At 57.3% G+C, this 11,533-nt stretch carries 10 protein-coding genes; 3 read left to right on the top strand and 7 right to left on the bottom strand.

Features of this window, described 5'->3' with window-relative positions:
* Positions 1-84: 84 nt before the first annotated feature.
* From hemG to pepQ, 4 genes are read right to left on the bottom strand one after another with little or no spacing between them, the layout of a single operon-like run.
* Positions 85-627 (bottom strand): menaquinone-dependent protoporphyrinogen IX dehydrogenase, encoded by a 543-nt coding sequence (gene hemG / locus ABLV64_RS15845; protein ID WP_004886722.1) that lies wholly within the window; start codon positions 625-627, stop codon positions 85-87.
* Positions 628-638: 11 nt separating this feature from the next.
* Positions 639-2,090, bottom strand: a complete 1,452-nt coding sequence (gene trkH, locus ABLV64_RS15840; protein WP_004886724.1) for a Trk system potassium transporter TrkH — start codon at positions 2,088-2,090, stop codon at positions 639-641.
* 40 nt (positions 2,091-2,130) lie between these two features.
* The gene (locus ABLV64_RS15835) at positions 2,131-2,745 is read right to left on the bottom strand and encodes an IMPACT family protein (RefSeq protein WP_348843313.1); all 615 of its coding nucleotides are present in this window, start codon (positions 2,743-2,745) and stop codon (positions 2,131-2,133) included.
* On the bottom strand, positions 2,745-4,076 hold the full coding sequence (gene pepQ, locus ABLV64_RS15830) for a Xaa-Pro dipeptidase (RefSeq protein ID WP_004886728.1): 1,332 nt from the start codon (positions 4,074-4,076) through the stop codon (positions 2,745-2,747). The genes ABLV64_RS15835 and pepQ overlap by 1 nt, the downstream gene beginning before the upstream one ends.
* Positions 4,077-4,267: 191 nt before the next feature.
* Here pepQ and fadB point away from each other — a divergent pair, with 191 nt between their 5' ends.
* Both fadB and fadA read left to right on the top strand, forming a co-directional pair.
* Positions 4,268-6,457, top strand: coding sequence for a fatty acid oxidation complex subunit alpha FadB (fadB, locus tag ABLV64_RS15825; RefSeq protein WP_217325170.1), 2,190 nt, complete (start codon positions 4,268-4,270; stop codon positions 6,455-6,457).
* Positions 6,458-6,466: 9 nt separating this feature from the next.
* Complete coding sequence (gene fadA / locus ABLV64_RS15820) at positions 6,467-7,630, top strand: acetyl-CoA C-acyltransferase FadA (RefSeq protein WP_004886733.1); 1,164 nt, start codon at positions 6,467-6,469, stop codon at positions 7,628-7,630.
* A 193-nt stretch (positions 7,631-7,823) separates the two neighbouring features.
* Here the strand turns inward: fadA and fre are convergent, their stop codons facing one another.
* Both fre and ubiD read right to left on the bottom strand, forming a co-directional pair.
* On the bottom strand, positions 7,824-8,525 hold the full coding sequence (gene fre, locus ABLV64_RS15815) for an NAD(P)H-flavin reductase (RefSeq protein ID WP_004886735.1): 702 nt from the start codon (positions 8,523-8,525) through the stop codon (positions 7,824-7,826).
* 49 nt (positions 8,526-8,574) lie between these two features.
* Positions 8,575-10,050 carry a 4-hydroxy-3-polyprenylbenzoate decarboxylase gene (gene ubiD / locus ABLV64_RS15810; RefSeq protein ID WP_004886738.1) on the bottom strand — a complete coding sequence of 492 codons (1,476 nt, stop codon included), beginning with the start codon at positions 10,048-10,050 and terminating at the stop codon, positions 8,575-8,577.
* 178 nt (positions 10,051-10,228) lie between these two features.
* On the opposite strand from ubiD, the gene rfaH reads away from it, so the two are divergent.
* Positions 10,229-10,717, top strand: coding sequence for a transcription/translation regulatory transformer protein RfaH (rfaH, locus tag ABLV64_RS15805; protein ID WP_004886742.1), 489 nt, complete (start codon positions 10,229-10,231; stop codon positions 10,715-10,717).
* Here rfaH and tatD read toward each other — a convergent pair.
* Positions 10,714-11,505, bottom strand: a complete 792-nt coding sequence (tatD, locus tag ABLV64_RS15800; protein WP_106939574.1) for a 3'-5' ssDNA/RNA exonuclease TatD — start codon at positions 11,503-11,505, stop codon at positions 10,714-10,716. The genes rfaH and tatD overlap by 4 nt on opposite strands.
* Positions 11,506-11,533: the final 28 nt, after the last annotated feature.

The raw sequence follows: 11,533 nt of genomic DNA, 5'->3' as shown, positions 1-11,533 counted from the left end.
GCGCATTATAGGGAGTAATTCCGAGGTGACAAGGGGAAATGCAAAAAAACTTTTCGTTCGCTCGCTTTTCCATCAAGACGCTGTTTAAACGCCCGGTTTGCTGATCATTTGCGCGATTTCTCGGGCAAATCGGGAGACCTGTTGCCAGTCGGTATAGACCACTTCTTTACGGGTATCCGTTTCGCCCCCGGTCATTTTCATAATCAGGCGGATCATAAACCGATCGTACCAGCGGTAACGCGGGTAACGTAGCGCCCCGGCAAACACCGCGCAGCTCTGCGGCTGCCAAGGCGAGTTGAGCAGAAACTTGCGCGTATAGCTATTGGTCTGCGGCGTGCGCTTCTCGGGTTTGCGCGCAACCAGGTTCACCGAAAAGAATGCCCCCGGCAGCGCCTGCAATGCTGCCAGGTGCTTTTTCACAAAGCGGTCCACCGCCGGATGAAAGTGTCCGTAGCGAATCGATGCGCCAATCACCACGCGATCATAATGATGCCATTCCACGTTATCGGTACGGTTCAGATTCAGGGTATCCGCATCGATACCCAGCTCTTTCAGCTCAGAGGCGAGAAACGAAGCGATTTCACGGGTCTGCCCGTCGCGGGTGGAAAAGAGAATTAAAGTTTTCACGAGCACTCCTGTTATTCGCGCCAGAAAGTGGGAGTAAAGAGCACCAGTAAGGTGAACACTTCCAGACGACCAAACAGCATATTAGCAATCAGGATCCATTTCGCGACCGGGTTCATGGTGGCAAAGTTGTCCGCGACGACGCCGAGCCCAGGCCCGAGGTTGTTCAATGTCGCCACCACGGAGGCGAAAGCAGAGAAGTCATCCACCCCGGTGGCGATAATAGCCAGCATACTAATGATAAAGACCAGCGCATAGGCGGAGAAGAATCCCCACACCGCTTCCAGAATACGTTCCGGCAGCGCGCGGTTACCTAATTTAATGCTATACACCGCATTCGGGTGAACCAGACGCTTAAGCTCACGGTTGCCCTGCTTGAACAGCAACAGGATACGGATCACCTTTAAGCCACCGCCCGTGGAGCCAGCGCAGCCGCCGATAAATGCGGAGCACAGCAGCAGCACCGGCAGGAACAGCGGCCAGCGCGCAATGCTATCGGTTGTGAATCCTGCGGTGGTCGCCATCGACACCACCTGGAAAAACGCCTGATTCAGCGTCGTCAGCACCGAGCCGTACACGTTATGAAGCCATAGCACCAGCGTACAGACGATGACCAGCGTCAACTGGACGCCAATGAACATTCGAAACTCAGGGTCGCGCCAGTACACCTTCAGGCTGCGTCCGCTCAACAACGAAAAATGCAGACCGTAGTTACAGCCGGAGATCAGCAGGAAGATGGCAATGATGGAGTTGATCATCGGGCTGTTGAAATAGCCGACGCTGGCATCGTGAGTCGAGAAACCGCCGATAGCGATGGTGGCGAAGCTGTGCCCTATCGCATCGAAGGCCGGCATACCGGCAAACCAGAGCGCCAATGCGCAGGCGACCGTTAGTAACACATAGATAAGCCACAATGTCTTTGCCGTCTCGGCGATGCGCGGGCGCATCTTGTTATCTTTCAGCGGGCCGGGCATTTCCGCGCGGTAGAGCTGCATTCCCCCGACGCCGAGGATAGGCAGAATGGCCACCGCCAGCACAATGATCCCCATGCCGCCGAACCACTGCAGCATCTGCCGGTAAAAAAGGATAGCGTGCGGAAGCGAGTCCAGCCCCACCAGGGTGGTCGCCCCGGTCGTCGTCAGGCCGGAAAATGATTCGAAGAAGGCATCCGTCACCGTCAGGTTCGGCTGTTCGGCGAATATAAAGGGCAAGGCCCCTACGCTACCCAGCACGGTCCAGAACAGCACCACGATCAGAAACCCTTCACGAGATTTCAGTTCGCCCTTTTGCTTACGGTTCGGCCACCACAGCATGGAGCCGATCGCCAGAGCGACAAAAAAAGTTTGAGTGAAGGCCCGTCCCGCGCCATCGCGATATATCAGGGCCACTAATCCCGGGACGATCATTGTCCCCGAGAATAAGATGACCAGCAGTCCAACGATTCGGGTTATGGCGCGAAAATGCATCTCTGGCGCTTCCTTTGATAGGCAAAAAAAACAGAGGGGATTATTCGTTAATCTTCAGCAATTGCAATGAACCGCGACTAAAATCAGCCAGTTTTGCTGAAAAAGCCGCCACTTCGGCCTGGGGAAGCGCCACGCACAGCCGAACCGACGCCAGATATTCGCTTTCAACGACATTCCCGGAAAATTGGGCGAGCAACGCTTCAACGCCGGCCAGTTGCCCATATTCACATTGCAAAGTATATGCCGTTAACGGCGTCTTGCGCAGCGTCGTCAACTGCGCCAGCGCCTGATGGACACCGCCGCCATAGGCTTTCACCAGGCCGCCGGTGCCCAGCAGGATACCACCGTAATAACGTACGACGACAGCGGTTATCTCACCGACGCCGCTACCCATCAACTGCGCCAGCATCGGTTTACCCGCCGTTCCCGCCGGTTCGCCATCGTCTGAGAACCCAAGCTGTTGCGAATCATCAGGCGGTCCGGCGACCCACGCCACGCAGTGGTGGCGGGCATCGGGGTGATCCGCTCTGACCGACTCGACAAAGGCTTTCGCCGCCGCCACGCCGTCGGTATGCGCCAACAGCGTGATAAAACGGCTCTTTTTGATCTCCTCAACGACGGAAACTGGCGCCGCCGGGATTAACCAGCTCTCCATTAGGCCAGCTTCAGGTCGCGCGTCATGTTTTCGATACTGTTTTCGTGAACCACCACGTTATCTTCGATACGGATCCCGCCGAATGGCTTCATGGCGTCAATTTTTTGCCAGTTGAAGTGCTTGCTGAACGGGCCTTCACGCCACGGCGCCAGTAACGACTCGATAAAGTAGATGCCGGGTTCAATGGTCAACACCATCCGCGGCTCGATAATACGGGTGCAGCGCAGATACGGGTATTTCGCTGGCGCCGCCAGATGCGTACCGGAGTCGTCTTGCATAAAGCCAGCAACATCATGCACCTGCAGACCCAGCGGATGACCAATCCCGTGCGGCATAAATGGCCCGGTCAGATCGTTCTCCACCATCGCCTCTTCGCTCATGTCAGTGACTAACTGATGTTTACGCAGCAGCTTCGCAATACGCTGATGGAACTGGATATGGTAATCAACGTAGCGCGTCCCGGCTTTCATGGTGCTAATCAGCGCCAGCTGCTCGTCGTTAACGTCTTTAATCAGATGGGCGAAATCGTTATCGCCGTGTGCCGCCCAGGTCCGCGTCAGATCCGCGGCATAGCCGTTATATTCCGCGCCGGCGTCGAGCAGGAAGCTGCGCATCTCCGCCGGAGCGCGATGGTCCAGTTTGGTGTAGTGCAGGACGGAAGCATGCTCGTTCAGCGCCACGATGTTGCTGTAAGGCACGTCGGTATCGCGGTGACCGGTGGCGGTAAGATAGGCCTGGTTGATATCGAATTCGCTCATCCCGGACTGGAAAGCCTCATAGGCCGCACGATGACCATTCACCGCCGACTTCTGCGCTTCACGCATACAGGCCAGCTCGTAATCGGTTTTGTAAGCCCGGTAGTAATGCAGATAATCGATAACCCCTTTCGGGTTGATCTTATCCGCGGCGATTCCCAGGCCCAGCGCGCGCTCCGGCACCGGCCCGATATAGCCAATATTACCGCGAGCGGCAGGCAGTTGGCTGCCGATGCCATCGGCCTTCGGCAGCGCGACCACATCGACCTCTTCGGTCCAGAACGAGGTCGGCAGCGGCTCAACGTTATGCCAGTAATCAACCGGCAGATAGAACCACAGCTTCGGTTTATTCACACCGTCCACCAGCAACCAGCAGTTAGGCACCTGAGTCACCGGCACCCAGGCTTTGAACTGCGGATTGACCTTGAACGGGTATGGATGGTCATCAAGGAAGACGTTAACCAGCTCGCCGGAGTGAATCAGCAGAGCATCCATCTGAAAACGGGCCAGGACGTCGCGGGTACGTTCTTGTAGGGTAACAATATGATTTTTATAGAGCGCGGCCAGGGATTCCATCTTTTGTCCTTTGCTTTTATGGGATCGTGATACTCCGCATCTTAGCACATCGACCTGCGTGCGGGTGATTTCCGCCGGATGTGATCCGACCAGCAATTATTTAAAGAGTAATTTGCAATTCTTTAACATAAATTCCACACTCCGTCTCATCTGGTATGACCAGATCATATTGCTGGATTCAGGAGACTGACATGCTCTACAAAGGCGACACCCTGTACCTCGACTGGCTGGAAGATGGCATCGCCGAACTGGTGTTCGATGCCCCAGGTTCGGTCAACAAGCTTGATACCGCAACCGTAGCCAGCCTCGGTCACGCGCTGGATGTACTGGAAAAACAAAACGATCTCAAAGGCCTGCTGCTGCGCTCTGAAAAAGCGGCGTTTATCGTCGGCGCGGATATCACTGAATTCCTCTCACTGTTCCTGGTCCCTGAGGAGCAGTTAAGCCAATGGCTGCATTTTGCTAACAGCGTCTTCAACCGTCTGGAAGATTTTCCCGTCCCCACTATCTCTGCCGTCAATGGTTACGCGCTGGGCGGCGGTTGTGAATGTGTCCTGGCGACCGATTACCGCCTGGCGACGCCGGATCTGCGCATTGGTCTGCCGGAAACCAAACTCGGCATTATGCCAGGCTTCGGCGGCTCAGTCCGTTTGCCGCGCCTGCTCGGCGCCGACAGCGCGCTGGAGATCATTGCTGCCGGGAAAGATGTCGGCGCCGAGCAAGCGCTGAAAATCGGCCTGGTGGATGGCGTGGTCGCCGCGGAAAAACTGCGCGACGGCGCGCTGGCGATCCTGCGCCAGGCGATTCAGGGCGACCTGGACTGGAAAGCGAAACGTCAACCGAAGCTGGAGCCGCTGAAACTCAGCAAAATTGAAGCGACGATGAGTTTCACCATCGCCAAAGGCATGGTCGCGCAAACCGCCGGGAAGCATTATCCGGCGCCGATCACCGCGGTGAAAACCATCGAAGCCGCTGCGCGTCTTGGTCGTGAAGAAGCTCTGGTGCTGGAAAATAAAAGCTTTGTCCCGCTGGCTCATACCAACGAGGCCCGCGCACTGGTCGGTATCTTCCTGAACGACCAGTACGTCAAAGCGAAAGCGAAAAAACTGACCAAAGATGTCGAAACACCGAAGCATGCTGCCGTACTGGGCGCTGGCATTATGGGCGGCGGTATCGCATACCAGTCGGCCTGGAAGGGCGTGCCGGTGGTGATGAAAGACATTAGCGACAAATCGCTGACCCTTGGGATGACCGAAGCGGCGAAGCTGCTGAATAAACAGCTGGAACGCGGCAAAATTGACGGTCTGAAGCTGGCCGGAGTCATAAGCACCATTCAGCCGACGCTGGAGTATAGCGGTTTTGATCGCGTGGACGTGGTCGTTGAAGCGGTGGTGGAAAACCCGAAAGTGAAGAAAGCGGTGCTGGCGGAAACCGAAGAGAAAGTGCGCCCGGATACCGTACTGGCATCCAACACCTCAACGATCCCAATCAGCGAGCTGGCCAGCGTTCTGCAGCGCCCGGAGAACTTCTGCGGCATGCACTTCTTTAACCCAGTGCATCGCATGCCGCTGGTTGAAGTGATTCGCGGCGAAAAAACCTCGGATAAGACCATTGCCAAAGTGGTGGCCTGGGCCAGCAAAATGGGCAAGACGCCAATCGTGGTCAATGATTGTCCCGGTTTCTTCGTCAACCGCGTGCTGTTCCCCTACTTCGCCGGATTTAGCCAGCTGCTGCGCGACGGGGCGGATTTCCGCAAAGTCGACAAAGTGATGGAGAAACAGTTTGGCTGGCCGATGGGCCCAGCTTATCTGCTGGACGTGGTCGGCATCGATACCGCGCACCATGCTCAGGCGGTCATGGCGGCGGGTTTCCCGCAGCGGATGCAGAAAGATTATCGCGACGCTATCGACGCCCTGTTTGACGCCAACCGTTTCGGGCAGAAGAACGGCCTCGGCTTCTGGCGCTATAAAGAAGACAGCAAAGGTAAGCCGAAGAAAGAAGAAGATGCTGCCGTCGACAGCCTGCTGGCCGACGTCAGCCAGCCGAAGCGCGATTTCAGCGATGAAGAGATTATCGCCCGCATGATGATCCCGATGGTTAACGAAGTCGTCCGCTGCCTGGAAGAAGGCATTATCGCCAGCCCGGCGGAAGCGGATATGGCGCTGGTATACGGCCTCGGCTTCCCTCCGTTCCACGGCGGCGCCTTCCGCTGGCTGGATACCATCGGCAGCGCGAAGTATCTCGATATGGCGCAGCAGTACCAGCACCTTGGGCCGCTGTATGAAGTCCCTGCCGGTCTGCGAGACAAAGCGCGCCATAACGAAGCGTATTATCCCCAGGTAGAGCCAGCCCGTCCGGTTGGCGCTCTGAAAACGGCTTAAGGAGTCACAATGGAACAGGTTGTCATTGTCGATGCTATTCGCACCCCGATGGGCCGTTCAAAGGGCGGCGCATTTCGCCACGTGCGCGCGGAGGACCTCTCCGCGCACCTGATGCGCAGCCTGCTGTCGCGCAACCCGTCGCTTGAGGCAAGCGCGATAGACGATATCTACTGGGGCTGCGTACAGCAAACCCTCGAGCAGGGTTTTAACATCGCCCGTAACGCGGCGCTGCTGGCGGAGATCCCGCATTCGGTACCGGCAAACACGGTTAACCGTCTGTGCGGTTCTTCCATGCAGGCGCTGCACGATGCCGCACGCATGATCATGACCGGCGATGCCAGCGTCTGCCTGATTGGCGGCGTGGAGCACATGGGCCATGTGCCGATGAGCCACGGCGTCGATTTCCACCCGGGCCTGAGCCGTAACGTGGCAAAGGCGGCAGGGATGATGGGGCTGACCGCTGAAATGCTGGCGCGTTTGCACGGCATTAGCCGGGAAATGCAGGATCAGTTTGCCGCGCGCTCCCACGCCCGCGCCTGGGCTGCGACCCAGTCCGGCGCATTCAAAGCCGAGATTATCCCCACCGGCGGCCACGATGCCGATGGCGTACTGAAGTCCTTTAACTATGACGAAGTGATCCGCCCGGAAACCACCGTCGAGACGCTGTCTACCCTAAGGCCGGCGTTTGACCCGGTGACCGGTACGGTAACGGCGGGCACCTCTTCCGCCCTTTCCGATGGCGCGGCGGCGATGCTGCTGATGAGCGAAAGCCGCGCCCGCGAACTGGGTCTGAAGCCACGCGCCCGCGTCCGTTCGATGGCGGTGGTCGGCTGCGACCCGTCTATTATGGGCTATGGCCCGGTTCCCGCTTCGAAGCTGGCGCTGAAAAAAGCGGGCTTATCCACCAGCGATATCGACGTCTTTGAAATGAATGAGGCCTTTGCCGCGCAGATCCTGCCGTGCATTAAAGATCTGGGCCTGATGGAGCAGATCGATGAAAAGATCAACCTCAACGGCGGGGCGATCGCGCTCGGTCATCCGCTGGGTTGTTCCGGGGCGCGTATTAGCACCACGCTGATCAATCAGATGGAGCGTAAAGATGCCCAGTTCGGCCTCGCCACCATGTGCATCGGCCTGGGACAAGGGATCGCCACCGTGTTTGAGCGGGTGTAAATTTACAAAAGGGTATCTCACAGCCAATGGCGTCAGAACAAGGCAGCAAGCGAGCGAATCCCGATGAGCTTACTGAAGTAAGTGATTCGGGTGAGCAAGCTCAGCCAACGCAGTGATGACGTCATTGGCGAAGAGAGACAGTTTAGTTGCCGTTCTTCCCGCCTGTCAGGGGCGGGTTTTTTATTTGCAGATATCAGATAAAGGCAAACGCGTCGCCAAACAGGCGATCTTCGCGCGCGCCGCGTTCGTTGCAGAACAGGTCGCGAGCAATCTTAGCCATCTCGAAACGCCCGGCAATATAGATATCGTGATCGGCCAGGGTACCGTAATCCTGCAGCACCGCGGTCAGCACGGTGCCGGAACGCCCACGCCAGCCCTCTTCCGGCTGCTCAACCACCGGCTCGATGCGCAGATTTGGATGCTTGACGCTCAAGGCTTCCAGCTCGGCCAGATCGTACAGATGTTTGGTCTCGCGACCGCCCCAGTAAATCGCGATATCGCGCTGAGGATTGCGTGACAGCGCGGTGAGCAGAATAGAACGCACATAAGAGAAGCCGGTACCGCCGGCAATCAAAATCAGCGGGCGGTCTTCATCTTCACGCAGCCAGGCTTCGCCATGCGGAATATCAACCTCAATTTCACGCTCTTTCAGGATGCGATCCATGACCGCCATCGCGTACAGATTGAGCTCCGAGGCGCCGATATGCAGTTCGATAAACTCCTGTTCCGCCGGCGTGGAGGCCATGGAGAATGGGCGTTTGTCGCGCTCATCCATTACCACCATCAGATACTGGCCAGCGCGGAAAGAGAATGCCGCTTCCGGTACTAATCGAACACGATACACGGTATCGGTAATCGCCTCCACCGAGGTCACTTTACAGCTTAAGGTTGTCATGCGTCCCCTCTGTCGGGTCTAAAGAGCAAAACAGCGGCGTTAGCCCCGCTTACTGTTGTTTAAAGATGGCCAGATCATCCCAGATGGCGTCAATGCGCGCCGTGACGGCAGGATCTTTTTTGATTGGGCGACCCCATTCACGCTGGGTTTCGCCAGGCCATTTATTGGTGGCATCCAGCCCCATTTTTGAACCCAGGCCGGAAACCGGCGAGGCAAAATCCAGATAATCAATTGGCGTATTCTCTACCAGTACCGTATCACGAGCCGGGTCCATACGGGTAGTGATCGCCCAAATCACATCGTTCCAGTCGCGGGCGTTAACATCGTCATCGCAGACAATCACGAATTTGGTGTACATAAACTGGCGCAGGAACGACCAGACGCCCATCATCACGCGCTTGGCATGGCCTGCGTACTGTTTTTTCATCGTCACCACCGCCAGGCGGTAGGAGCACCCTTCCGGCGGCAGATAGAAATCGACAATTTCCGGAAACTGTTTCTGCAGGATCGGGACGAAGACTTCATTCAGCGCCACGCCCAGCACCGCAGGCTCATCCGGCGGACGGCCGGTATAGGTCGAATGATAAATCGCGTCTTCACGCTGGGTAATATGGGTGACCGTAAACACCGGGAACTGGTCTACTTCATTGTAGTAGCCGGTATGGTCGCCATACGGACCTTCCGGCGCCATCTCCCCGGCCTCGATATAACCTTCCAGCACAATCTCTGCGCTGGCAGGCACTTCAAGATCGTTCGAGACGCATTTCACCACTTCGGTTTTGGTGCCGCGCAGCAGCCCGGCAAAGGCATATTCCGACAGCGTATCCGGCACCGGGGTCACTGCACCAAGAATGGTCGCCGGGTCGGCGCCGAGCGCCACAGAAACCGGGAAGCGTTCCCCCGGACGCGCCGCGCACCACTCCTGGAAATCCAGCGCGCCGCCGCGATGAGACAGCCAGCGCATAATCAGTTTGTTTTTGCCAATCAGCTGCTGGCGATAAATCCCCAGGTTTTGCCGCTCTTTGTGCGGCCCACGGGTCACCGTCAGCCCCCAGGTGATCAGCGGCGCGGCATCTTCCGGCCAGCAGGTCATAATCGGGATTTTCCTCAGGTCGACGTCATCGCCCTGGATGATTTTTTGCTGACAGGGGGCGCCGCGCAGACGTTTGGTGGGCATATTCAGCACTTGCTTAAACTGCGGCAGCTTATCAAACAGATCGCGGAAACCTTTGGGCGGCTCAGGCTCTTTCAGAAAGGCTAACAGCTTACCCACCTCGCGCAGCGAACTGACGTCCTCCTGGCCCATCCCCAGCGCCACGCGCCGCGGCGTGCCGAACAGGTTGCACAGCACCGGCATGGTATAGCCTTTCGGATTCTCAAACAGCAGCGCAGGACCGCCAGCGCGCAGGGTGCGGTCGGCAATTTCGGTGATTTCCAGGTGAGGATCGACCGGCAGAGTGATACGTTTTAGTTCGCCCTGTTGTTCCAGGAGTGTCAGAAAGTCGCGAAGATCGTGATATTTCATGAAAGTGTTATTGACCTCTCTACAGGCGGCTAATTATACGGTGTTCAACGGCGAGATGCTGTAATTTTGTTAAATTAGCGTGAAAGAACGCTGAAATTTGGATTTCAATTATAATGGCTTTCGCGATTACACCAGCCATTTGTTATGCTTGCCGTTATTAGAAGTGGAATGAGTCATTATGCAAGCCTGGTACTTACTGTATTGCAAACGTGGGCAGCTACAACGAGCCCAGGAACATCTGGAACGTCAGTCAGTTAACTGCCTGATGCCGACGATTGCGCTGGAAAAAATCATTCGCGGTAAACGCACCATGGTCAGCGAACCGCTGTTCCCGAACTACCTGTTTATTGAGTTCGATCCAGAGGTGATTCATACCACCACCATCAGCGCCACCCGCGGGGTTAACAACTTCGTGCGCTTTGGCGCCCTACCCGCTATCGTCCCCTCGGCGGTCATCCACCAGCTCTCTATCTACAAACCGGAAGGCATTACCGACCCGGAAACGCCGCATGAGGGCGATAGCGTACTGATCACCGACGGCGCGTTCGAAGGCTTACAGGCTATCTTTACCGAGCCGGACGGTGAAGCACGCTCTATGTTGCTGTTAAACCTGCTGAATAAGCAAGTCCTGCAGAGCGTTAAAAACACCGATTTCCAGAAAATCTAAGCGCCGTTAACGTCGACGCCAAACAGCGCCCTGACATTTGCGTCCGTTTGCGCCTCCAGCCACTGCGCCTCCTCGCCGCGCCAGGCCGCGACGCTGGCCAGGATATGCGGCAAATACGCGGGCTCGTTACGACGCGAGGCGGGTTTCGGCTTGAGGTCGCGCGGCAGCAGATAGGGCGCGTCAGTTTCCAGCAGCAGACGTTCCGCCGGGATCGCCGGCAATAGCTCCCGCAGCTCGAGCCCTCGCCGCTCATCGCATACCCAACCGGTTATGCCGATAAACAGCCCCAGATCCAGACATTCCTGCACCTCGCTGCGGCTGCCGGTAAAGCAGTGCAGCACCGCGCCCGGGATCTTCCCGAGCCAGGGTTTAAGCAGCGCCAGAAACCGGTCGTGGGCGTCGCGGCAGTGTAAAAAAACCGGCATCGACAGCTCGGCGGCCAGCGCCAGCTGGGCACTGAACGCCTCCTCCTGCTCCTGGGGCGTGGAGAAATTACGATTAAAATCCAGACCGCACTCCCCTATCGCCACCACCTGCGGCTCGCGGGCGAGGGCATAAATCGCCTCGGCGACCGCTGGCGTCCAGCTGCTGCCGTCATGGGGATGAACCCCCGCCGTGGACCAGCAGCCGGCGTAATGACTCGCCATTCTCTGCGCCTGCTGGCTCTCCGGTAAATTTGTGCCGGTCAGCAGCATGCCGTGAACCCCTGCCGCCCGGGCGCGCGCCACCACCTCATCATGGTCGCGGGCAAACTGCGAACTGGTCAGATTAACGCCGATATCAAACATGATCGCTCCATATGACAACCGCCCTGAC

It is taken from the genome of Klebsiella sp. JB_Kp031 (genome assembly GCF_040064295.1).
GTDB lineage: Bacteria > Pseudomonadota > Gammaproteobacteria > Enterobacterales > Enterobacteriaceae > Klebsiella > Klebsiella quasipneumoniae.
The sequence above is the reverse complement of the archived record's forward strand: the minus strand, read 5'-3'. Positions and strand labels throughout refer to the sequence as shown.